This is a genomic window from Rhodococcus sp. 15-2388-1-1a (assembly GCF_002259145.1).
Taxonomy (GTDB): Bacteria; Actinomycetota; Actinomycetes; order Mycobacteriales; family Mycobacteriaceae; genus Rhodococcoides.
Window position 1 is genome coordinate 152,417 of the sequence record NZ_NPFP01000001.1, and the last position, 22,415, is coordinate 174,831.

Here is a 22,415-nt window from a genome sequence, read left to right on the forward strand (position 1 = left end):
GAACGTTACGCATTCTTGTCCGTACAGTTGTGGAGTGGATTCGACAGCCCCGAAACGCCCCGACGTGCGCAAACGCGAGGAGACTCACCTCGGGCTCGTCCGCCGAGCTCGGCGGATGAACCGGACGTTGAACACTGCCTTTCCGCATGTGTACTGCGAACTGGACTTCACCACGCCCCTCGAACTCGCCGTTGCGACAATCCTGTCCGCGCAGTGCACCGACAAGCGCGTCAACATGGTCACTCCCGCACTGTTCGTGAAATACCGCACAGCCCGCGACTACGCCGAGGCCGACCGTGTCGAGCTCGAGGAGTACATCCGCACCACGGGCTTCTATCGCAACAAGGCGAACTCGCTGATCGGACTCGGGCAGAAATTGCTGGAGAACTTCGACGGCGAGGTGCCCGAGACGTTGAAGGATCTCGTCACGCTTCCCGGGATCGGCCGCAAGACGGCCAATGTGGTTCTCGGCAATGCCTTCGATGTTCCGGGGATCACCGTCGACACCCACTTCGGACGGCTCGTACGACGCTGGCAGTGGACCGAGGAGGAGGACCCGGTCAAGGTCGAGCACGCCGTCGGCGCACTCATCGAACGCAAGGAGTGGACGCTGCTCTCGCATCGAGTCATCTTTCACGGCCGACGCGTCTGCCACGCTCGTACCCCCGCATGTGGGGTGTGCGTCCTCGCCAAGGACTGCCCCTCCTTCGGGACCGGTCCGACCGATCCCGCCGCCGCGGCTGCGTTGGTGAAGGGCCCGGAAACCGATCACCTCCTCGCCCTCGCCGGAATCGTGTCGTGAACAAAGCTGCTCTGCGCTGGTCTCTCGTCGCTCTGATCCTGGTGGTCGGGATGGTCTACGCGCTGTGGCCTCGCGACGACGTGCAGACCGCGCAGCCCACGAACTCACCCGGCCTCGGGCAGCGATCACCTGCCACCGACGAGCGTCGCGCGGCAGACACCCCCGAGGCCCTCGCGCCACTGCGTCGGGATGCCGGTCTCGCCGCATGTCCGACGCCGTCGGGCAACGCCGTCGGTCCGCTGACCGGCATCACCCTCGAATGCATCGGCGACGGCTCGTACGTCGACCTCGGCCAGGTACTCGCGGGGCGTCCTGCCCTGCTCAACATCTGGGCGTACTGGTGCGGGCCATGCGCCGAAGAGCTGCCATACCTGCAGCAGTACGCCGAACGGGCCGGCGATGCGGTCACCGTCCTGACGGTCCACAACGACGCCAACGAGGCCAACGGCCTGACCCGGCTCGCCGATTACGGCATCACGCTGCCCGGAGTTCAGGACGGCGGCGGCCGCGTCGCCGCCGCCGTGGAAGCACCCAACGTGCTTCCCGTTTCCGTTTTGATATCTGCGGATGGCACTGTCGCCGAGGTGCTGACTCAACCCTTCCGGAGCGTCGACGACATCGCCGACGCCGTCCGCGTGAACCTCGGAGTCGACTCGTGAGCGCACCCGACTGGCTCGGGCGGATGCTCGACGTCGCAGGCAGAGCGGGCGGTCTGACCGACACCACCGGCACCAACCCCGTACTGCAGCGTCAGGCACCGCCGACCGACCGACCACGGTCCGCCGCCGTACTGGTGCTGTTCGGCGGCCCGGCCGCCGCGGACCCCGGTGCGCCCGGCGGACTGCCTGCCGACGCCGACGTCCTGCTGACCCAGCGCGCGTCGACGCTGCGCGATCACAGCGGGCAGATCGCCTTCCCCGGCGGTGCCACCGATCCGGGCGACGACGGCCCGATCGGTACGGCGCTGCGGGAGGCGCAGGAGGAAACCGGACTCGATCCGGCAGGTGTCGTGCCACTGGCCACGATGCCCGGCATCTACGTTCCGCCGTCGCGCTTCGACGTGGTTCCGGTGCTCTCGTACTGGGAGCGACCGACGCCGGTGCGCGTCGTCGATCCCGGCGAGACCGAGCGAGTGGTGCGAGTTCCGTTGCGCGAGTTGCTCGATCCGAACAACCGATTCCAGGTGCGCCACCCTGCGGGTTACCAGGGCCCCGCGTTCGCTGTGCAGGGAATGCTGGTGTGGGGCTTCACGGGCGGTATCCTGGCGGGTCTGCTGGCTGTATCGGGCTGGGAGCCCGAGTGGGACACGGGGGACATACGCGATCTGGAGGCCAGCTTGACTGCGGTAGGAGCGAGGCTCGATCGGTGACAGGTTCAGGGTGGGTCGATATCGCGGTGGTTGCCATCGCACTGCTGGCGGCGACGTCGGGATGGCGGCAGGGGGCGGTGGCGTCGGCGCTGGCGTTTCTCGGCGTCGTGCTCGGGGCCGTCGCCGGCATTCTGGTGGCACCGCACGTGCTCGAACACGTCGACGGTTCGCGGATGCGGGTGTTCGTCGGCATCGCGTTGATCGTGGTGCTGGTGATCGTCGGTGAAGTTGCCGGCATGGTCCTCGGGCGGGCGCTGCGCAGCGGAATCCATTCCCGCGCAGCACGTTCGGTCGACAGCACCATCGGTGCCGGGCTGCAGGCCGTCGCGGTGCTCGCTGCCGCGTGGCTGCTCGCCATCCCGCTGACGTCGTCCTCGCAGCCCGAGGTCGCCAGTGCGGTCCGTGGATCGACGGTCCTCGGCAAGGTCGACGAAGTGGCACCGGACTGGCTGCGTCAGGTACCCAAGGAATTCTCGGCGTTGCTCGACACCTCCGGACTACCGGATGTCATCGGCCCGTTCGGTCGCACCCCGGTCGCCGAGGTCGCCGCTCCCGATTCCGGTATCGCAGCGGGACCGATTCCGGTGCAACTGCAATCGAGCGTCATCAAGATCAACGGCATCGCACCGAGCTGCCAGAAGGCGCTCGAGGGTTCGGGATTCGTCGTCGGATCGGATCTGGTGATGACCAACGCACACGTCGTCGCAGGCACGTCCGAGGTGACGGTCGATTCGCCGAACGGACCGCTCGACGCCGACGTCGTACTGTTCGATCCGGAAGAAGACGTTGCGGTGCTTCGTGTTCCGCAGCTGCAAGCACCGGTGCTGACGTTTGCGCCGACGCCGGCCGAATCCGGAACCGACGCGATCGTGCTCGGCTACCCCGGCGGTGGACCGTACACGGCGAGCCCGGCGCGCATCCGCGAGATCATCAACCTCAGCGGCCCGGACATCTACCGCACCGGAACCGTCCAACGTGAGGTGTACACCGTCCGCGGATCGGTTCGGCAGGGCAACTCCGGTGGACCACTGGTCAACTCGTCCGGTGAGGTACTCGGCGTCGTGTTCGGTGCCGCCGTCGACGATCCCGACACCGGATTCGTACTGACCGCGTCGGAGATCGCGGACGAGCTCACGCAGAGCTTCGATGCCCCGGTGCCGGTGGGCACGGGCGACTGCATCGTCTAGCTCTCGCGTACGACCCGCAGGATCTCCTCGGACACCACGTCGGGCGCTTCCTGGTGCACGTAGTGGCCCACGTCCCGCACTGTTCGACGCGTCAGCCCGGGGGCCCAGTGCCGGTCTCTGTCGAGGGTGGTGGGCAGCACGTACGGGTCGAGGTCGCCGCTGATCTGCGCGACGGGAATCGAGGTCCGTACGTCGACGGCGTCCATGAAGCGGCGGCCCTCGGCGCGGAACTGGCTGCGGAACGCCCAGCGCTGATATTCGAGTGCGCAGTGTGCAGCACCGGGAATTCTGATGGCCGAGCTCATCTTGGCCGTAGTGTCCGAGTAGTCCTCGGTGGTCTTCCACTCGGGCCCGGCGCGGTTGCTCATCAACTCGGTCACCGCGGCACCGCCTCGGCGCGTCAGCAGTCTCTCGGGGCGCAGCGGAACCTGGTAGCGAACGAAGTGCGGGAGCAGCGCGGCGCGCTGTGCCGAGTCCTTCAACACGGCCCGCCGCAGAGAGATGGGGTGCGGGGCGTTGATCAGCACCATCGAACGCACCGAGCGGGGGTGGAGCGCAACGCTGGCCCAGCAGACGAGACCGCCGTCGGCGTGGCCGACGAACGTGGCGTTCGGATAGCCCAGAGCGCGAACGAGTCCGACGATGTCGCCGGCCAGAGTCCACCCGTCGTATCCGCGTGGAGGCTTGTCGGAATCACCGTAGCCGCGCAGGTCGACGGCGATGGCACGAACACCCGATCGCGCGAGCGCCTCGAGTTGGTGTCGCCACGAGTACCAGAAGTCGGCGAAGCCGTGCAGCAGAACCACCAGCGGTGCGTCCGGTGCGTGTTCGCCGACCTCCACGATATGGAACCGAATTCCGTTGGCGTGGATGTCGCGATGGATCCACTGTCCCGGATACCGGACCGTGGACGGATCGGGCTGATTCATACTGCTCGATTCGCCGGGCTACTACTTCTTGTAGCCGGGAACTCCGGGGATGGAATCGTGCTGGTTCGGCAGCACCGTCGACGCCTGCTTGAGCGAGTCGATGGTCTTCTCGGGCTTGCGCAGCTTCTTGACCCGGCGGTAACCGAGGAAACCGAACAGCGCCGCGGCCAACACCATGACGGCGAACACGATGAGGAATGCGGCCCAGCGGTAGAGCCACACATCGAGCAGCTCAGCGGCGAAGAAGAAGAAGAAGAACGAGCTGAACAGCAACACCGTCAACGCGATGATGAAGAAGACGCTGCCCTGCAGACCCTTCTTGACCTCGCCGGTGACCTCGGCCTTGGCGAGGGCGACTTCGGCGCGCACGAGCGTCGAGACCTGAGTGGTGGCGTCCTTGACGAGATTTCCGATGCTGGCGCTACCAGGGGTGCGGGCATCGACATCGGTCAGAGGTATCGACGAAATCGTGTTCGGGACGCCGTTGCCGTATCCCTTGTCATTGCTGACGCTCAACTCTCGACCCCTTGTAATTGCTCTGCTCGGTGTTGTGCGGAAGATCGTATCGACAGTAGTGCCTCGGTAGCAGGTTAACTGTTCCGCGGAGGGCGGGCGACGCTCGCCCTTGTTTGGACGCGTACCTCGGTACCACCTGCCGCAAACTCGAGGAACTTACGCGATCGGGCAACGGACACGCCCGGGTCGTGAAATTCTCAGGTGTTCATCAGGTAATTTGCAGGGAACTTCCCCCTTCAGGAGCATTCGTGAGTTCAGCACACACCGTCGACGCCGACGGTGCAATTCCCGCACCTCAGGTGCCGCGATCGCGCATCGTGATCGCCTCGATGGTCGGCACGTCCATCGAGTTCTTCGACTTCTACATCTATGCCACCGCCGCAGTGCTCGTCTTCCCGCGTCTGTTCTTCCCCGCGGGCAACGACACCACCGCACTGCTGGCGTCCTTCGCTACCTTCGGCCTCGCCTTCGTCGCGCGACCCATCGGGTCGATTCTGTTCGGCCACTTCGGCGACCGCATCGGACGCAAGGCGACCCTCGTCGGGTCCCTGCTCACGATGGGTGTCGCGACGTTCGCGATCGGACTGTTGCCCACGTACGCCGCGGTGGGGCTGTGGGCTCCGGCTCTGCTGGCGATCATGCGCTTCACCCAGGGCGTCGGTCTCGGCGGCGAGTGGAGCGGTGCAGCGTTGCTGGCCACCGAAACCGCCAAGCCGGGCAAGCGAGCCTGGGCGGCGATGTACCCGCAGCTGGGCGCACCCATCGGGTTCTTCTTCGCCAACGGCATCTTCCTGCTCATCGTCATCGCGACGGGCTACGACTCGGTCAACTCGGGCACCGACCACGCGTTCCTGACGTGGGGCTGGCGAATCCCGTTCCTGCTCAGCGCCGTCATGGTCATCATCGGCCTCTACGTCCGGCTCAAGCTCGAGGAAACGCCGGTGTTCAAGCTCGCCGTCGAGCGCGGTCAGAAGGTCAAGACTCCGCTCGCTCAGGTGTTCAAGACCAGTTGGCGTCAGCTGATCATCGGAACGTTCGTCATGCTCGCCACCTACACGCTGTTCTACATCATGACCACGTGGGTGGTCAGCTACGGAACGGGCAAGGTGTCCGACGTCAACGGTCCGAAGCTGGCGATCTCCTACACCGACTTCCTGGAGCTGCAGCTCATCGCCGTGCTGTTCTTCGCGGCGCTGATTCCGGTGGCCGGGCTGCTGGCCGACAAGTACGGCCGTCGTCCCACGCTGATCGTCATCACGTCGGCGATCGTGCTGTTCGGGCTCTCGTTCCACTGGTTCGCGAACCCCGAGACCGCGTCCGCCTCGCGGATGCTGGTGTTCATGTGCGTCGGCCTCGGCCTCATGGGCCTGACCTTCGGACCGATGAGTGCCGTTCTGCCGGAACTGTTTCCGACCAACGTGCGCTACACCGGATCGGGAATCTCGTACAACACCGCGTCGATCCTCGGTGCCGCAGTGGCACCGTTCATCGCGACCTGGCTGGTGAGCAGCTACGGCGTCGGCTGGGTGGGCGTGTACCTCGCCATCGCTGCAACGTTGACGCTGATCGCTCTGCTGATCATGAAGGAAACACGAGACCAGTCGCTCGACAGCGTCTGAGCGGCTGCGCCGCACGTGAGCTTGGAGCCTGCGGTCGTTCCGCAGGCTCCACCCCGAGCTTCGTAGCAGGGGTCGAGCTTCCGCTCACCTTGGTGGTCTCGAAGTCGTTGCAGTGCAGACAATTCGGGCATTCTTCGGATGACTGTGCCGATTTGACGGTCGATTGTCAGGAAGTTGATCGCACATCCTCAGGATCGAGGGCAACAGTGATCGACTGTGACCGTCCTCGAACACGACATTGCCCGCCCACGCTGGGCAATGCCCACTCTCGCCGCCCTTCTCGCCGGAACAGCCGGGGCCTACGCCCTGGACCTGAATCGGGAGCAGTGGGGTAACTCCTTCTACGCAGCAGCCGTTCAGGCCGGCTCGATCAGTTGGAAGGCCTTCCTGTTCGGCTCGTCCGACGCCGCGAACTCGATCACGGTGGACAAGCCGCCTGCGTCGCTGTGGGTCATGGAACTGTCTGTGCGCACCTTCGGCCTCAACTCCTGGTCGCTGCTCCTGCCGCAGGTGCTGATGGCCGTGCTGAGCGTGGGAATCATGTACGCGATCGTGGCCCGTCGATTCGGCTACGGGGCAGCGTTGATCGCGGGTGCGGTCCTGGCGACGACGCCGACCTTCGCGCTGATGTTCCGCTACGACAATCCCGACGCCTTGCTCACCCTCACCCTGTTGGGAGCAGCGTGGGCGATGCTTCGCGCGCTCGAGGACGGGCGAACTCGGTGGCTGGTGGTCACCGGAGCTGTTGTCGGCCTCGGGTTTCTGACGAAGCAACTGCAGGCGTTCCTCGTCGTTCCAGCTCTCGCCGTGGCGTACGCGGCGTTCGGTCCACCGAGGTTCGGAACCCGAATGCTGCAGTTGCCAGCGGCCGGTGCCGCGGTGCTCGTGACGGCCGGGTGGTGGGTGGCGATCGTGCAGTTGGTTCCGGCTGCCGACCGGCCGTGGGTCGGCGGGTCGAAGACCGACAGCATTCTGGACCTGACATTCGGCTACAACGGTCTGGGTCGATTGACGGGCAACGAACACGGAAGCAGTGCGGCATCCCATGCCGGAGATGCGGTGCAGACGGGCATCACCCGCATGTTCGCTGCCGCGCAGGGTGGTCAGATCTCGTGGCTGATACCGGCTGCGCTCGTGTTCGTGGTGGCGGGAATCGTGTTGCGCGGCCGAGCGCCTCGACAGGACTTTCGGCGCGCCTGGTACGTGATGTGGGGATTGTGGCTCGTCGGGTGCTCGCTGGTGTTCAGCTTCATGTCGGGCACCTTCCACTCCTACTACACGATCGTGATCGCACCGGCGATCGCCGCCATCATCGGAGCTGCCCTGCGCGAACTGTGGGTGCGACGCGAGAAAGTCTGGTGCCGTTCGATTCTCGCGCTTGCTTCGGCAGTCACCACGGCCACGTCGTTCGTCTTTCTCGCTCGTACACCCGAGTTCGTGCCGTGGCTCCGATGGATGGTGCTGGGAGTCGGGATCGTTGTGGCTCTCGCCCTCGTGGTCCGGATGTCTCGAACGGTCTCGATTGCACTGGGAGCGGCGGCAATTGCGGCCGCTCTGGCCGGCCCCGTCGCCTACGTCGCCGATACCGTGGTCACCCCGCACAGTGGAGGAGGTCCGTCGGCCGGGCCCGCTGTTGCGTCCGAGACCGCAGCCTATGGAACCGGATCACATGAGGAAAGTGTCGGCCGCTCAGCACAATTCGGCTCCGCCGCCGCACCGGACGCAGAGCTGACCGGCCTACTCGAATCCGACGCCCAGAACTACACATGGGTGGCGGCGACCGTCGGATCCAACGCCGCCGCGGGCATACAGCTCGCGACCGACGACCCGGTGATGCCGGTGGGCGGATTCTCCGGAACCGACCCGTCGCCCACGCTCGACCGATTCGAGGCCGACGTGGCCGCGGGAAAGATCCATTACTTCATCGCGGGAACGGGCAAGACCAGGCCGTCGGCGATCGGTGACTGGGTGGCTGCGACCTTCACACCCAGGACCGTCGGCGACTACACGGTGTTCGATCTGAGTGCCTGAGGCAGTGGTGCGGTTGAGTGCCCCCTGAGGCACTCAACCGCACCACTGGCCGCTAGCGGCCCTTCTTGATCGCCTCGAACACCTTCGGGTCGACGAGGGTGGAGACGTCGCCGAGTTCGCGGCCCTCGGCCACGTCGCGTAGCAGTCGACGCATGATCTTGCCGGATCGCGTCTTCGGCAGCTCCGGCACGATGGAGATCTCCCGAGGCCTGGCGATCGGCGAAATCTCCTTGGATACCTGCGCCTTCAGTTCGGCGATCAGCGCGTCGCCGGTGTTCTCCTCGCCTGCCCGCAGGATGACGAACGCGACGATGCCCTGACCGGTGGTGTCGTCGGCGGCACCGACCACCGCGGCCTCGGCGACACTGTGATGGGTGACCAGTGCCGACTCCACCTCGGACGTCGAGATGCGGTGGCCCGAGACGTTCATGACGTCGTCGACGCGGCCGAGGACCCACAGTGCGCCGTCGTCGTCGTACTTGGCTCCGTCACCGGCGAAGTACCAGCCCTCCTCGGCGTACCGCGACCAGTACGTTTCCTTGTAGCGGTCCATGTCGCCCCAGATGCCGCGCAGCATCGACGGCCACGGCTCGTCGAGGACGAGGTAGCCGTTGCCGCCGTTGCCCAGTGGCTTGGCGTCGTCGTCGACGATCTTGGCGGAGATGCCGGGCAACGGGGCCATCGCGGAGCCGGGCTTGGTGGCGGTGACGCCGGGGAGCGGGGAGATCATGATCGCGCCGGTCTCGGTCTGCCACCAGGTGTCGACGATCGGTGCGGTGCCGCCGCCGACGACGTCGCGGAACCAGCGCCACGCCTCGGGGTTGATCGGTTCGCCGACGGAGCCGAGCAGACGGATCGAGCTCAGATCGTGTGCCCCGGGGATTTCCTTGCCCCACTTCATGAACGTACGAACGAGGGTGGGGGAGGTGTAGTAGATCGAGACCTTGTACTTCTCGATGACGTTCCAATGCCGGTGCTCGTCGGGCGAATTGGGCGTGCCCTCGTAGACGACCTGCGTCGCGCGGTTCGAGAGCGGCCCGTAGACGATGTAGGAGTGCCCGGTGACCCAGCCGATGTCGGCGGTGCACCAGTAGACGTCGGTTCCGGCCTTGTGGTCGAAGACGTTGTGGTGGGTGTACGAGGTCTGCGTCAGGTAGCCGCCGGAGGTGTGGATGATGCCCTTGGGCTTACCCGTCGTGCCCGAGGTGTAGAGGATGAAGAGCGGGTGCTCGGCCGGGAACGGCTGCGCCTCATGCTCTTTCGACGCCTTGGCGACGGTCTCGTGCCACCACAGGTCGCGTCCCTCGGTCCAGGAGACCTCGGAGTCGGTGCGTTTGACGACCAGCACGTGTTCGATCGATGCCGCCCCGTCGACGGCCTCGTCGACGGTGTCCTTGATGGGAGCGGGCTTGCCGCGTCGCCACTGACCGTCGGTGGTGATGACGAGCTTGGCCTCGGCGTCGTCGACGCGCGAGCGGAGTGCGGTGGCGGAGAAGCCGGCGAAGACGACCGAGTGGGTCAGGCCGAGGCGAGCGCACGCGAGGATCGAGACGATGGCCTCGGGGATCATGGGCATGTAGATCGCGACTCGGTCGCCGGACACGAGGCCGAGTTCGGTCAGGGTGTTGGCGGCCTGGCTGACGTCGGCGAGCAGATCGGAGTAGGTGACGTCGCGGCTGTCGCCGGGCTCGCCTTCCCAGTGGATCGCCACCTGGTCGCCGTGTCCGTCGATCACGTGGCGGTCGACGCAGTTGTAGGCGACGTTGAGCTCGCCGTCGGCGAACCACTTGGCGACGGGGGCGTCGGACCAGTCGAGAACTTCGGTGAACGGGGTGTGCCAGTGGAGTCGGCGAGCCTGTTCGGCCCAGAAGCCGAGTCGATCCTCCTCGGCGGCGGCGTAGAGCTCGGTTCCGGCGTTCGCCTGAGCCGAGAACTCGGCCGAGGGTGCGTAGGAGGCAACCGCGGTCTCGTCGGTTCCGGAGGTACTGGTCGTCATCTCGAATAGCTCACTTTCGTCCGGTGCATTTCGCTCATGAAACTGCACTTCCGTGCCGGTCTCGAGCCCCTTGTGAGGGTAGTCACATGTGATGGCAATCGCACCGTTGCAATCGCCTGCAACCCCCTGATCTGCGGTGATCGGTAGTTTCTGCACGGTGGGCGGTAATCGAGGTTCTCGCCGAGCCGCCTCGGCGACGCGGAAGTCCGAAGTGTGAGAAATCGACTTGCCGAAACGTTTCGATCATGTTTCCGGCTTACTCACGGGTCAGCAAAATCTGGGGGAGTTCACATGTTCGTTTCAGGATGTGTCTAAAGTCCATCCCATCAGATCGTTGGAACGGCTCACATGCCGTGCCATGCGGTCGCCCACGAATCCCCGGGCGTCGCGCCCGAGGAACTGAGCACGGATGACCCCGTGTTCACATCTGGATGGAGGATTTTCCTTGCGTATCAAACGTGCCGCGGTCGTCACCACGGCTGTGCTGATGAGTGCGAGCCTGCTCGCCGCCTGTGGCGGCGGTGGCTCGAGCTCCGGTGGCAGCGCCGACGGGATCTACAGCATCTACATCGGCGAGCCGGAGAACCCGTTGGTTCCCGGAAACACCACCGAGAGCGAAGGCAGCCAGGTCCTCAAGGCGCTCTTCACTCCACTGGTCACGTTCAACGACGAAGACAACAGCGTCGAGTACAACGGCGTTGCCGAGTCCGTCGAGTCCGAGGACAACATCACCTGGACCGTCAAGCTCAAGGACGGCTGGACGTTCCACGACGGCACCCCGGTCACCTCGGAGTCCTTCACCAAGGCGTGGAGCTACAATGCGTTGAGCACCAACGCATTCGGTGCCTCGTACTTCTTCGAGAACATCGAAGGCTACGCAGACCTGCAGGGCAGCGACACCGCCGAGCCCACTGCGACCGAACTGAGCGGATTGAGCGTCGTCGACGACACGACCTTCACCGTCAAGCTCAACGGACCGTTCGCAATCTTCCCGCTGACGCTCGGCTACACCGCGTTCGATCCGCTGCCGGAGGCGTTCTACGCCGACCCGACGGCATTCGGTGCCCGCCCGATCGGTAACGGCCCGTTCAAGGCCGACTCGGACTTCGTTCCGGGACAGGGCTTCACCGTCACCAAGTACGACGACTACGCAGGCGACAACGCCGCCAAGTCCGCGGGCGTCAACTTCAAGGTCTACACCGAGCTGAACACCGGCTACAACGATATCCAGGGCGGTGGACTCGACATCATGCTCGATCTGCCCGAGGACGCCTGGGCCACTGCGCGTGACCAGTTCGGTGATCGTTACGCCGATCGCGCCCGTCCCGACATCACCTCGCTCGGCTTCCCGACGTACGACCCGCGGTTCCAGGACCCGAACGTACGCAAGGCGTTCTCGATGGCCATCGATCGCCAGGCCATCGCAACGGCGATCTTCACCGACACCCGTACCCCCGCCGATTCCTTCGCCTCTCCCGTGGTCGAGGGCTACCGCGAGGATGCGTGTGGCGCCACCTGCGAGCTCAACGCCGACGAGGCCAACCGTCTGCTCGACGAGGCCGGCTTCGATCGCAGCCAGCCGGTGGACCTGTGGTTCAACGCCGGTGCCGGACACGACTCGTGGATGACGGCGGTGGGCAACCAGATTCGCGAGAACCTGGGTGTCGACTACGCACTGCGCGGCGATCTGCAGTTCGCTCAGTACCTGCCGCTGCAGGACGCCAAGGGTATGACCGGCCCGTTCCGCTCGAGCTGGATCATGGACTACCCGTCGATCTACAACTTCCTGTCCCCGCTGTACTCGTCCGCGGCACTGCCGCCGGCCGGTAGCAACGCCACGTTCTTCAGCGACCCGGCCTTCGACGCCGCTCTCGCAGAGGGCAACAACGCCGAGGACATCGACGCTGCAACGGCCGACTACCAGAAGGCCGAGGACATCCTGTTCCAGCAGATGCCCGCAACGCCGCTGTTCTACGGCCTGAACCAGGCAGTGTGGTCCGATCGCGTCTCCGACGTGAAGATCGACAACACCGGCGACATCGTCCTCGAGGACGTCGTAGTCAGCTAACAACGGACACCGGTGGGTGGCAACGGATGTGACTCCGTTGCCACCCATCGGTTCGTTTCGGCGGTGGGCTCGACGCCCACCGAAGACCTGCGTCAGCGAGACCCGATTCGCAGGATCGCCGCATCCAAGGAGAAACCACAGTGGGTCGCTACATATCCCGCCGATTACTGCTGACGATTCCCGTCCTGATCGGCTCCTCTTTTCTCATTTTCGCCATGGTCTACGCATTGCCCGGTGATCCCATCCGCGCCCTGGCCGGAGATCGCCCGCTCGCCCCTGCCGTTGTCGCGCAGTTGCGCGACGACTTCAACCTCGACGACAACCTGGTCGTCCAGTACCTCAAGTACATCGGTGGATTCTTCCAGGGCAATTTCGGCACCGACTTCTCCGGCCGCCCCGTGCTCGACACCATCGAGCGGGCCCTGCCCGTCACCATCAAGCTGACGATCGTCGCCGTGGTCTTCGAGACCGTCATGGGTATCGCAGCGGGTGTGCTCTCGGCCCTGAAGAAGGGGTCGTTCTTCGACAACCTCGTGCTCATTTCGACGACGTTGCTGGTGTCGGTTCCGGTCTTCGTCCTCGGCTTCATCGCGCAGTTCACGCTGGGCGTGAAACTGGGTGTCTTCCCGATCTCCGGTATCAACAACGGGTGGTCGAGCTACCTGCTCCCGGGCCTGGTGCTCGCGTCGCTGTCGATGGCCTACGTCGCCCGATTGACTCGTACGTCCGTGGCGGAGTCGATGGCAGCTGATTACATCCGCACCGCGAAGTCGAAGGGAATCAGCAACCGGCGCATCATCGTTCGCCATGCTCTGCGAAATTCCCTGATTCCCGTCGTCACCTTCATCGGTGCCGACGTCGGCGGTCTGCTGGGCGGTGCGATCGTAACCGAAACGGTGTTCAACCTGCCTGGTCTCGGACGCGCGATCTACGACGCACTGGCGCGTCAGGAAGGTGCCGTCGTCGTCGGCATCGTGACGCTCTTCGTGTTCTTCTACATCTTCTTCAACCTCGTGGTGGATGTTCTCTACGCGGTTCTCGATCCAAGGATTCGCTATGAATAAGGACGACACGAACGCAGCTCAGCATGCGGCGGACGAGGGTCAGCCGGGCAACGTCATCACCGGCGAGGCCGTCGATCTGGTCGGCCAGGCCAGCCTGTGGGGCAACGCGTGGAAGTTCTTGCGCAAGAGCCCCTTCTTCATCATCGGGTCGTTCCTGCTCGCCGTGCTCCTGGTGATGGCAGTGTTCCCGCAACTGTTTGCCCGCGGGATCGATCCGCGGGTGTGCTCGCTGTCGAACTCGCGCCAGACCCCGAGTGCCGAGCACTGGTTCGGCACCGACATCCAGGGGTGCGACTACTACGCCAACGTCATCTACGGTGCACGGATCTCGCTGTCGATCGGTGTGCTGTCGGTCATCGGTGTGCTCATCATCGGTGTGCTGATCGGTGCTCTCGCAGGCTATTTCGGCGGTTTCATCGACAGCATCCTGGCTCGCTTCACCGATGTGTTCTTCGGAATTCCGCTGCTGCTCGGTGCCCTCATCCTGTTGACGGTGACCGCACAGCGCACGATCTTCACCGTCTCGCTCGCGCTGATCGTGTTCGGCTGGATGACGGCGATGCGACTGGTCCGATCGAGTGTCATCGCAATCAAGAACAGCGAGTACGTCCAGGCCGCTCAGGCGCTGGGTGCGTCCACGTACCGAATTCTGGTGCGGCACATTCTGCCCAATGCCCTTGCGCCGGTGATCATCTACGCCACCATCTCGGTGGGTACGTTCATCGCGGCCGAGGCGACGTTGACGTTCCTCGGAATCGGACTGCAAGCTCCCGAGATCTCGTGGGGCCTGCAGATCAACCTCGGTCAGAACGTGTTCCTGACGGCACCGTATCTGGTGCTGTTCCCGGCCGCGTTCCTCTCCGTCACGGTGCTCGCGTTCATCATGCTCGGCGACGCGCTCCGTGACGCACTCGATCCGAAACGGAACTGACATGAGTATTCAGAAGGACACGGTTCTGACCGTCACCGATCTGACGGTCGAGTTCGAGGTCGAGAAGGTATGGCGCAAGGCCGCCGATTCCGTCTCGTTCACGGTCGCCGCCGGCGAAGTACTCGCCATCGTCGGTGAGTCCGGATCCGGTAAGTCGACCACCGCGATGGCCATTCCCGGTCTGCTGGCCGACAATTCACGGGTGTCGGGCAGCATCAAGCTGGGCGAGAAGGAACTGGTCGGACTGCCCGAGAAGCAGCTCGCACCCATCCGCGGCAAGAACGTGGCGGTGATCTTCCAGGAGCCCATGACGGCGCTCAATCCGGTGTACTCGATCGGCTGGCAGATCACCGAGGCCATCCGGGCACACACCTCGCTGTCGAAGAAGGAAGCGAAGGCGCGGGCCGTCGAGCTGCTGAAGCTCGTCGAGATGCCGGATCCGGAGACCCGGGTGAACTACTACCCGCATCAGCTATCCGGTGGTCAGCGTCAGCGCGCCATGATCGCCCAGGCGCTGTCCTCGGATCCGGCGCTGCTGATCGCGGACGAGCCGACCACGGCTCTGGACGTGACGGTGCAGGCCGAGATCCTCGACCTGATGCGCGACCTGCGCAACCGCATCGACGCGTCGATCGTGCTGATCACCCACGACATGGGTGTGGTGGCAGACATGGCCGATCGCATCGCGGTGATGAAGGACGGCGTGATCGTCGAAACCGATGCTGCGCAGAAGATTTTCAAGGATGCGTCGCATCCGTACACGCAGCAGTTGCTCGCCTCGGTTCCGCACCTGGGCAGCAGCATGGAGTCCGTGGCGGCGGGAACCATCGCTCAGCCGAGCGCCGTGGAGGACACCCGGGCACTGAGCATCGTCGACGGCGTCATCGACTACCCGGGCCGCACCGTGTTCCGGGCCGTCGACGGGGTCAGCCTCGACATCGAGATGGGTGAGGTCGTCGGTCTCGTCGGTGAATCCGGCTCGGGCAAGTCCACGATCGGCAAGGCCGTGGTGGGGCTGAACAAGCTCACCGGCGGTTCCTTGTCGATCGCGGGGGTCGATATCACCAACCTGTCGAATCGCGATCTGCGGTCGGTGCGAAGCAAGGTCGGCATCGTGTTCCAGGATCCGGGTTCGTCACTGAACCCGCGCTGGCCGATCGGTCAGTCCATCGCCGAGCCGATGCTGCTGCACACCGAACTCGGTGCTTCCGAGCGGAACAAGAAGGTCGAGGAACTACTCGATCAGGTGCACCTGTCGCGGACAATGCGTAACCGCTACCCCCACCAGCTGTCCGGTGGGCAGCGTCAGCGTGTCGGTATCGCTCGGGCACTGGCCCTGGAGCCGACGTTGCTGGTGGCCGACGAACCGACGTCTGCACTCGACGTGTCGGTGCAGGCCAAGGTGCTCGAGCTGTTCAAGGAACTGCAGCGTGAGTACGGTTTCGCGTGCTTGTTCATCAGTCATGACCTCGCTGTGGTGGAGGTGCTGGCCAAGCGCATCGCGGTGCTGAACAAGGGCAAGTTGGCCGAGTTCGGTACGACGGATCAGATTCTGCGTCGTCCGACCAACGAGTACACCAAGCGGTTGCTCGCAGCCGTCCCGGTGCCCGACCCGGCCGAACAGGCCAAGCGTCGTCAGGCGCGCGCCGAGCTGTTGGCGGCCGGAGCGAAGTAGGCGGTGAGGGGAGGGGGTACCGTCGTCTGTCGTGACGGACCCCCTCGCCCCGCTACTGGAACTGCCCGGAGTTCTCGACTCTGCCGAACGTGCGCGCGACGCTCTGGGCGCGGTGCATCGGCACAAGGCCAACCGTCGTGGCTGGCCGGCCACCGCCGCCGAGGCCGCGGTGCGTGCGGCCCGCTCGTCGTCGACTCTCGAGGGTGGTTCGATGGACTTCCCCCGCGAGGGCGAAGACGGCGATCCCATTCTGGCTGGTGCGCTGCGAGTGGCAGCCGCCCTCGACGGTGATGCGCTGCAGAACACGGTCTCGACGTGGAAACGCGCACCGCTGCAGACCCTCGCGCGACTGCACCTGTTGGCCGCAGCAGACCTCGTCGACGACGCCTCCGAGCTCGGCCGGCCCCGCAGCGACGCCGGTGTCGGCGATCGACTCGACCTGCTCGCTCAGTTGGTGACCGGTGGAACGTCCGCACCTGCTCCGGTGATCGCGGCAGTGGTGCACGGTGAACTGTTGACACTCAAAGCTTTCGGATCGGCCGACGGCATCGTTGCGCGGGCTGCATCGCGACTGGTCGCAGCGTCGTCGGGATTCGACCCCCACAACCTCGGAGTGCCGGAGGTGAGCTGGATGCGTCGGGCAAATGCCTACCGAGACGGCGCAACGGGATTCGCCGAGGGCACCGCGACCGGCGTCGGGAGTTGGGTGATCCTGTGCTGCGGAGCATTCGAAGCCGGTGCGGCAGAAGCGACTTCGATTGCCGAAGCTGCGGTATAGCCCACGCATATAAAAGGGCGGCGATGTCGACTTGCGTCGACGTCGCCGCCCGTTAGCACGGAGCGCCTGGTTACCAAGCGTGCTCAGGTGGGCTGTGATGGAAAACCACGTGGCCTCGGCGAGGGTTCGACGGTGATGAGGTCATCCCTGCAACCGGTGCAGGGTTCTTGCTGATCATCGACGAATCTCGCAGGCCCACAGCGCTTCTGCCATTAGGTGGCTGCTCCGCGTGGGTGCCTGGTGTCCGTGCTGGGAATCCCGGTCGGGAGAGCGAATCTTCTCTTCCGATTCGTTCTTGGCCTTCCGTTCTTCCGTACGTCATTTGTACCCCGTGACGCTCCTCACATCAAGGGTTTGGGCGTCATCTTTTTCTTCGGAGCAGTCCGTAGGTGATCGCGCCTGCCGCAAGAGCACTGAAACCTGCTGCGGCACTTGCTACTACGGTCTTGCCGGACGGGGTCTGGATCCGTGATCGCAGCGAGACCGGGTTGGAGAAGGTGAGAATCGGCCAGCCGCGGGAGGCGGCTTCCTTGCGCAGTGCGCGATCGGGGTTGACGGCTGTGGGATGCCCGACGGCGCGCAGCATCGGTACGTCGGTGATCGAGTCCGAGTACGCGTAGCTCGACGTCAGGTCGTAATCGTGTTGCGCGGCCAGGGAGTTCATGGCGTCGACCTTGCCCTCTCCGTAGCAGTAGAAGTCGACCTCGCCGATGTACTTGCCCTCCACGGTCACCATCGTGGTGGCCATGCTGTGATCGGCACCCAGTAGTTGTGCGATGGGGTGCACGATCTCGTCGCCGGAGGCCGACACGATCACGACGTCGTGTCCGCGGAGCTTGTGGTCGGCGATGAGATCGGCGGCTTCGGCGAACACGAGGGGGTCGACGATGTCGTGCAGAGTCTCGGCGACGACCGCTCGCACCTGTTCGACGTCCCAGCCTGCGGTCATGCTCGCGATATGCGCGCGCATGCGCTCCATCTGGTCGTGATCGGCTCCGGAGAGCAGGAACAGGAATTGTGCATAGCTGCTCTTGAGAACGGCGCGCCGGTTGATGAGTCCTTGGTCGAAGAACGGCTTGCTGAATGCCAACGTGCTGGACTTGGCAATGATCGTCTTGTCGAGGTCGAAGAATGCCGCGACGCGCGCTGCGCGTCGGCCGGCCGGGACGTCGTCGTTGCTCGCGCTCTGGGTCACGTTTGTCACCATAGTGGCCGGTGGTGACCGGTGGATGTCGTGCGGTGCCACTGGTGGACTCGGTCCGATGCGGTCGAGAAAAACGGACTGTTGAACTTGCAAACAAGGACGTCCACGGGTGTAGTATTTTCTACGAGCCCGGTTCATCCCGGGCGGTGTTCAGCCCGACCCCCCGGGGCTGAACCAGACGACCCTCGCCTCCTCCCCCCCTGGCGAGGGTCGTCCTCTTTTCTGGGGTAGGTCGAAAACTGGTACAGAAGTACCGGTATTCATCCACAGGCCCGGATCTATCCACATTTCCCCAAGTCGCGCGCATCTCGAGCAGATTCTCACGCAGGCTTGCCGCATGGAAACGGACGTGCGACGGCGAATCACGCACCCGGCAGTGACGATGTCGATCGAACTTCGCGGTCTCCGCGAGGACGTCTATCGAATCGCCGCAGCCGCGGATTGTGTTGTGGAGGAGCAGAACTTACTGGTCGGTATCGGTTCCACACGTTCGATGTGGGACCGCGCCGGAATTTTTTTGATCGATTTCGTGTCCGCCGAGGCCGCACTGGCGACCGGATTTCCGCGGCGCTCGGGCGTCATTCTGGTCACGGACGCGCCGCCGACACTCGACGACTGGCGAATCGCCACATCGCTCGGTGCCGAGCACGTGGTCTCGTTGCCGTGGGACGAGGACGCACTCGTCCGCATACTCGGCGAACCCGCGTCGGCAGCGTCGGGAGACGGTGGAGTGATCGCGGTGGTCGGCGCTCGCGGTGGCGCGGGTGCATCCACGTTCGCCGCCGCACTCGGACTCTGCAGCGGCCGCTCGGGCCGACGTGCACTCCTCGTCGAGGGTGACCGCTACGGCAGTGGCCTCGACCTGCTACTCGGCTGGGAGAATGCCCCGGGTCTGCGGTGGTCCGGTTTGGTCGTCGAAGGTGGCCGAGTCTCCGGCGACGCGCTGCACGGCGCGCTGCCGTCGCGGGACGGGTTGTCGGTGTTGGCGCTGGGCAGATCCGACGAGCGGAGTGTCGGACTCTCCGCCGTCGCAGTGGCGGCTGTACTCGATGCAGGACGCGCAGCGGGAGATCTGGTGGTGTGCGACGCTCCGCGTCATCCCAGTGACGTCTCCGACGCTCTGTACGCCGCGGCGGACCTCGTCGCGCTGGTACTTCCGGCCGAACTGCGTGCCGTGACGTCGGCCGAGGTGGTGGCAGCGCATGTGGTGGATCGAAATGCCAATGTCGGCCTGGTCGTTCGTGGGCCTGCGCCGGGTGGGCTGAGGGCCGACGATATCGCCGTCGCCCTCGAACTTCCACTGTTGACGTCGATGCGTGCCGAGCCCGCGTTGGCCGAGCGCCTCGAACGAGGAGGTCTGTTGCTGGGCCGACGTTCGCCGCTGGCCGCAGCGGCCAACGCAGTGCTCGATACGTTTGCGCACAAGCCCGGTGGTCAGCGGTGGGCGGCGTGAGCGCCGTCGTCACCGCGGATCTGCTCGACCGCGTCCGTGATCGCTTGGCGGCATCGGCCGATGCTCCTGTTCCCGCCACCGTCGCCGCAGCCATTCGAGCGGAAGCCGGGGGAGTGATCGGCGACACCGATATGCTTGCGGCCCTTCGTGTTCTGCAGACCGAGCTGACCGGCGCGGGGCCGTTGGAGCCGCTGCTGTCCGAGCCCGGAGTGACCGATGTACTGGTCACCGCACCGGATCAGGTGTGGATCGATCGTGGTCGCGGACTCGAGCGCACCGGGGTTCGCTTCGTCGACGAGGCTGCCGTTCGGCGGCTGGCGCAACGGCTCGCCCTCTCTGCCGGCCGTCGACTCGACGACGCGCAGCCCTGGGTCGACGGGCGACTGCCGGGCGTCGGGCAGGGGGCGTTCGGCGTCCGCCTGCACGCTGTGCTGGCACCGGTGGCGAGCGGGGGAACGTGTGTCTCGCTTCGGGTTCTGCGACCCGCGACGCAGGGACTCGCCGCGCTCCGTGCATCGGGAGCCGTGACCGAAGACGGGTACGAGCTGCTGCGTCGAATCGTGTTCGGCCGCTTGGCGTTCTTGGTCGTCGGAGGTACCGGCGCCGGGAAAACTACACTCTTGGCCGCACTGCTGGGTGAGGTGGATCCGGCCGAACGCATCGTGTGCGTCGAGGACGCGGCAGAGTTGGCACCGGCCCATCCTCACGTGGTCCGTCTGGTGGCCCGAGCACCCAATGTCGAAGGAGTGGGGGAAGTATCGGTGCGCCAACTGGTGCGTCAAGCTCTGCGAATGCGACCCGACCGACTCGTCGTCGGTGAGGTGCGCGGGGCCGAGGTCATCGACCTGATGACGGCCCTCAACACCGGCCACGACGGCGGGGCCGGAACCATTCACGCGAACTCCCCGGCCGAGGTACCCGCCCGACTCGAAGCCCTTGCGGCACTGGGCGGAATGGGGCGAGACGCGCTGCACAGCCAACTCGCCGCTGCGGTCCAAGTGGTCTTGCACGTCCACCGCAGCGCCGACGGTACTCGACGTCTACGCGAGATCGGAGTGGTCGACGTCGATCCCACCGGGCGCGTGCACATCGCCGCGGCCTGGTCGGTGGATGGCGAACCGACGCCGGGCGAAGGTCGGCTCCTCGAACTGCTCGACCGCCGCAGCGGTGACGCCGGATGACGGCCGCCCTCATGGCCCTCGCTGTGGCAGTTTCTCTGTGGCCGAGCAGTTTCCGTCGGTTGCCTCGTGAAGCACGGACGGCGTCGTCCGCGCCCCGATGGATGGTGCCGGCATGCTGCGCTCTGCTTGCGGCAGGGGCGGTGTGGTGGTTCGGCGGAATCTGGGCAGTGAGCGCAGCGGCGGTGGCGGGCAGTACCGGATGGCGGCGTTACCGTCGGCGACTCGAACGCGACCGGCGCGCCGAGGAATTGAACTGGCTCGCAACCGGAGTCGAGGTGGTGATCGGAGAGCTCCGCGTCGGGTCCCATCCGGCCACGGCCGGCGCGGTTGCGGCGGACGAGTGCGGCGGGATCGCGTCGACGGCACTGCGGGGTGCGGCATCGCGGTCCCGATTGGGAGGGAGGGCTGCCGACGGCATTGCTGCATCCGATTCGCTGTTGGACGCCGAGCTCGGCCGGCTGGCCGCCGCGTGGCGAGTGGCCGACGACCATGGACTCGCACTTGCCGAGTTGCTGGACGCCGTCCGCGAGGACATGCTGGGGCGCAGACGGTTTCGCGAACGAACCGACGCGTCCCTCGCCGGTGCCCGTGCCACCGCGCTGGTTCTGGCCGGTCTGCCGATCCTCGGAGTCGCGCTGGGCCAGCTGATGGGCGCGGATCCATTGCAGATTCTGCTCGGCGGTGGGCTCGGCGGAATGCTGCTGCTCATCGGCACGGCGCTGGGGTGCGCGGGGCTGCTGTGGACCGATGCGATCACCGGCAAGGTGACGACGTGATGTGGGTGGCGGTGCTCTGTGTCGCAACGGCGTTGATCACGCTGCCCTCGGTCGCGGGCGGGTTGCACAGGCTCGCACCCGAGGGCGGGGCGGTCGCCGACGCCGTCGATGCGCCGCCGCCCGACCCGCTCGCGGTGGCCACGACATTCGATCTGCTCGCCGCATGTCTGCGGTCGGGCTTGCCGATATCGACTGCCGCTGCGGCAGCGGCACAGTCCGCTCCGACCTCGTTCGGTGTTGCGCTCCGCAAGGCGGCCGATCTGCTGGAACTCGGTGCCGACGCCGCGACCGCGTGGGAGGCCGTCGCGCAGGATCCGGAGACCGAGGCTCTGGCCAGGATGGCCCGCCGATCAGCCCGGGCCGGGTCGTCCATGGCGTCGGCGATGACGGAACTTGCTGCGACACAACGAACGCGGGCCGAGGATGCGTCGGCTGCCGCGGCCGAGCGTGCGGGTGTGCTGATCAGCGGGCCGTTGGGGCTGTGCTTTCTGCCCGCCTTCATCTGTCTCGGCATCATCCCCGTGGTGATCGGACTGGCGGGCAATGTATTGGGCGGTGGTCTGCTGTGACCGCTGCGCACTCGAGTGTCCGGTGCGGAGATGCCGCATCGGAGAACAGGGAGGGGAATCGAGATGATCGAGAACGCACTGCAGGAGTTGAAGACCCGAATCGTTCTGTTCGGCGTGGAGGACGAGGGCATGTCGACCGCGGAGTACGCGATCGGCACCATCGCGGCCGCGGCGTTCGGGGCGGTGCTGTACACGGTGGTGACCGGCGACAGCATTGTGTCGGCTCTGACGGGGATCATCGATCGAGCGTTGAACACTGCCGTCTGA

Annotated in this window: 20 protein-coding genes; 16 read left to right on the top strand and 4 right to left on the bottom strand. The window is 65.5% G+C overall.

Translation table 11 applies throughout. The features are described 5' to 3' along the window. Nucleotides 1–115: 115 nt before the first annotated feature. The 4 genes from nth to marP are packed head-to-tail and all read left to right on the top strand — an operon-like array spanning nt 116 to nt 3,358. Nucleotides 116–802, top strand: coding sequence for an endonuclease III (gene nth / locus CH302_RS00750; protein WP_230596184.1), 687 nt, complete (start codon nt 116–118; stop codon nt 800–802). A 50-nt stretch (nt 803–852) separates the two neighbouring features. Further along, nucleotides 853–1,461 (top strand): TlpA family protein disulfide reductase, encoded by a 609-nt coding sequence (locus CH302_RS00755; RefSeq protein ID WP_052047423.1) that lies wholly within the window; start codon nt 853–855, stop codon nt 1,459–1,461. A gap of 23 nt (nt 1,462–1,484) precedes the next feature. Further along, the gene (locus CH302_RS00760) at nt 1,485–2,171 is read left to right on the top strand and encodes an NUDIX hydrolase (RefSeq protein WP_037188898.1); all 687 of its coding nucleotides are present in this window, start codon (nt 1,485–1,487) and stop codon (nt 2,169–2,171) included. After that, nucleotides 2,168–3,358, top strand: coding sequence for an acid resistance serine protease MarP (gene marP / locus CH302_RS00765; protein ID WP_037187864.1), 1,191 nt, complete (start codon nt 2,168–2,170; stop codon nt 3,356–3,358). Before CH302_RS00760 ends, marP begins: the two co-directional genes overlap by 4 nt. On the opposite strand, the gene CH302_RS00770 is transcribed toward marP, so the two are convergent. Both CH302_RS00770 and CH302_RS00775 read right to left on the bottom strand, forming a co-directional pair. Further along, complete coding sequence (locus tag CH302_RS00770; RefSeq protein WP_037187866.1) at nt 3,355–4,287, bottom strand: alpha/beta fold hydrolase; 933 nt, start codon at nt 4,285–4,287, stop codon at nt 3,355–3,357. The two genes, marP and CH302_RS00770, sit on opposite strands and share 4 nt — an antisense overlap. A 21-nt stretch (nt 4,288–4,308) precedes the next feature. Beyond that, entirely contained in the window at nt 4,309–4,803 is a 495-nt protein-coding gene (locus CH302_RS00775; RefSeq protein ID WP_032395253.1) for a phage holin family protein, read from the bottom strand. Nucleotides 4,804–5,051: 248 nt separating this feature from the next. Here CH302_RS00775 and CH302_RS00780 point away from each other — a divergent pair, with 248 nt between their 5' ends. Both CH302_RS00780 and CH302_RS00785 read left to right on the top strand, forming a co-directional pair. Continuing rightward, nucleotides 5,052–6,422, top strand: coding sequence for an MFS transporter (locus tag CH302_RS00780; RefSeq protein ID WP_052047339.1), 1,371 nt, complete (start codon nt 5,052–5,054; stop codon nt 6,420–6,422). A 216-nt stretch (nt 6,423–6,638) separates the two neighbouring features. Continuing rightward, nucleotides 6,639–8,453, top strand: coding sequence for a glycosyltransferase family 39 protein (locus CH302_RS00785; protein WP_037187867.1), 1,815 nt, complete (start codon nt 6,639–6,641; stop codon nt 8,451–8,453). A 52-nt stretch (nt 8,454–8,505) separates the two neighbouring features. Here the strand turns inward: CH302_RS00785 and acs are convergent, their stop codons facing one another. Beyond that, complete coding sequence (acs, locus tag CH302_RS00790; RefSeq protein ID WP_037188902.1) at nt 8,506–10,449, bottom strand: acetate--CoA ligase; 1,944 nt, start codon at nt 10,447–10,449, stop codon at nt 8,506–8,508. 445 nt (nt 10,450–10,894) lie between these two features. Between acs and CH302_RS00795 the strand changes: the two genes are divergently transcribed. The 5 genes from CH302_RS00795 (at nt 10,895) to CH302_RS00815 (ending at nt 16,965) form a co-directional block, all read left to right on the top strand. Next, a complete protein-coding gene (locus CH302_RS00795) occupies nt 10,895–12,517 on the top strand; it encodes a peptide ABC transporter substrate-binding protein (protein WP_037188904.1) in 1,623 nt (540 codons plus the stop codon). 140 nt (nt 12,518–12,657) lie between these two features. Next, a complete protein-coding gene (locus tag CH302_RS00800) occupies nt 12,658–13,581 on the top strand; it encodes an ABC transporter permease (RefSeq protein WP_037187869.1) in 924 nt (307 codons plus the stop codon). Further along, nucleotides 13,574–14,512 (top strand): ABC transporter permease, encoded by a 939-nt coding sequence (locus tag CH302_RS00805; protein WP_094632320.1) that lies wholly within the window; start codon nt 13,574–13,576, stop codon nt 14,510–14,512. The genes CH302_RS00800 and CH302_RS00805 overlap by 8 nt, the downstream gene beginning before the upstream one ends. Before the next feature lies 1 nt (nt 14,513). After that, nucleotides 14,514–16,187 carry an ABC transporter ATP-binding protein gene (locus tag CH302_RS00810; RefSeq protein WP_037187870.1) on the top strand — a complete coding sequence of 558 codons (1,674 nt, stop codon included), beginning with the start codon at nt 14,514–14,516 and terminating at the stop codon, nt 16,185–16,187. A 31-nt stretch (nt 16,188–16,218) separates the two neighbouring features. Continuing rightward, a complete protein-coding gene (locus CH302_RS00815; protein ID WP_037187871.1) occupies nt 16,219–16,965 on the top strand; it encodes a hypothetical protein in 747 nt (248 codons plus the stop codon). A 361-nt stretch (nt 16,966–17,326) separates the two neighbouring features. Here CH302_RS00815 and CH302_RS00820 read toward each other — a convergent pair whose 3' ends face one another. Then, on the bottom strand, nt 17,327–18,172 hold the full coding sequence (locus CH302_RS00820) for an HAD-IB family hydrolase (protein WP_230596153.1): 846 nt from the start codon (nt 18,170–18,172) through the stop codon (nt 17,327–17,329). 334 nt (nt 18,173–18,506) lie between these two features. Here CH302_RS00820 and ssd point away from each other — a divergent pair, with 334 nt between their 5' ends. The 5 genes from ssd to CH302_RS00845 all read left to right on the top strand — a co-directional run bounded on the left by ssd (nt 18,507) and on the right by CH302_RS00845 (nt 22,415). Beyond that, nucleotides 18,507–19,622, top strand: a complete 1,116-nt coding sequence (ssd, locus tag CH302_RS00825) for a septum site-determining protein Ssd (protein ID WP_082323481.1) — start codon at nt 18,507–18,509, stop codon at nt 19,620–19,622. Further along, entirely contained in the window at nt 19,619–20,803 is a 1,185-nt protein-coding gene (locus CH302_RS00830) for a TadA family conjugal transfer-associated ATPase (protein ID WP_094649867.1), read from the top strand. Before ssd ends, CH302_RS00830 begins: the two co-directional genes overlap by 4 nt. Further along, entirely contained in the window at nt 20,800–21,579 is a 780-nt protein-coding gene (locus tag CH302_RS00835; RefSeq protein ID WP_037187873.1) for a type II secretion system F family protein, read from the top strand. Before CH302_RS00830 ends, CH302_RS00835 begins: the two co-directional genes overlap by 4 nt. Further along, nucleotides 21,576–22,148, top strand: coding sequence for a type II secretion system F family protein (locus CH302_RS00840; RefSeq protein ID WP_082323482.1), 573 nt, complete (start codon nt 21,576–21,578; stop codon nt 22,146–22,148). Before CH302_RS00835 ends, CH302_RS00840 begins: the two co-directional genes overlap by 4 nt. A gap of 63 nt (nt 22,149–22,211) precedes the next feature. Continuing rightward, complete coding sequence (locus CH302_RS00845) at nt 22,212–22,415, top strand: DUF4244 domain-containing protein (protein WP_037187877.1); 204 nt, start codon at nt 22,212–22,214, stop codon at nt 22,413–22,415.

Bases quoted from the DNA above. Each gene is read 5' to 3' on its own strand.
- CH302_RS00820 (WP_230596153.1), bottom strand. From the start codon at position 18,172: ATGGTGACAAACGTGACCCAGAGCGCGAGCAACGACGACGTCCCGGCC.
- acs (WP_037188902.1), bottom strand. From the start codon at position 10,449: ATGACGACCAGTACCTCCGGAACCGACGAGACCGCGGTTGCCTCCTAC.
- nth (WP_230596184.1), top strand. From the start codon at position 116: ATGAACCGGACGTTGAACACTGCCTTTCCGCATGTGTACTGCGAACTG.
- CH302_RS00810 (WP_037187870.1), top strand. From the start codon at position 14,514: ATGAGTATTCAGAAGGACACGGTTCTGACCGTCACCGATCTGACGGTC.
- CH302_RS00755 (WP_052047423.1), top strand. From the start codon at position 853: ATGGTCTACGCGCTGTGGCCTCGCGACGACGTGCAGACCGCGCAGCCC.
- CH302_RS00805 (WP_094632320.1), top strand. From the start codon at position 13,574: ATGAATAAGGACGACACGAACGCAGCTCAGCATGCGGCGGACGAGGGT.
- CH302_RS00835 (WP_037187873.1), top strand. From the start codon at position 20,800: ATGACGGCCGCCCTCATGGCCCTCGCTGTGGCAGTTTCTCTGTGGCCG.
- CH302_RS00845 (WP_037187877.1), top strand. From the start codon at position 22,212: ATGATCGAGAACGCACTGCAGGAGTTGAAGACCCGAATCGTTCTGTTC.
- ssd (WP_082323481.1), top strand. From the start codon at position 18,507: ATGGAAACGGACGTGCGACGGCGAATCACGCACCCGGCAGTGACGATG.
- CH302_RS00760 (WP_037188898.1), top strand. From the start codon at position 1,485: ATGCTCGACGTCGCAGGCAGAGCGGGCGGTCTGACCGACACCACCGGC.
- CH302_RS00770 (WP_037187866.1), bottom strand. From the start codon at position 4,287: ATGAATCAGCCCGATCCGTCCACGGTCCGGTATCCGGGACAGTGGATC.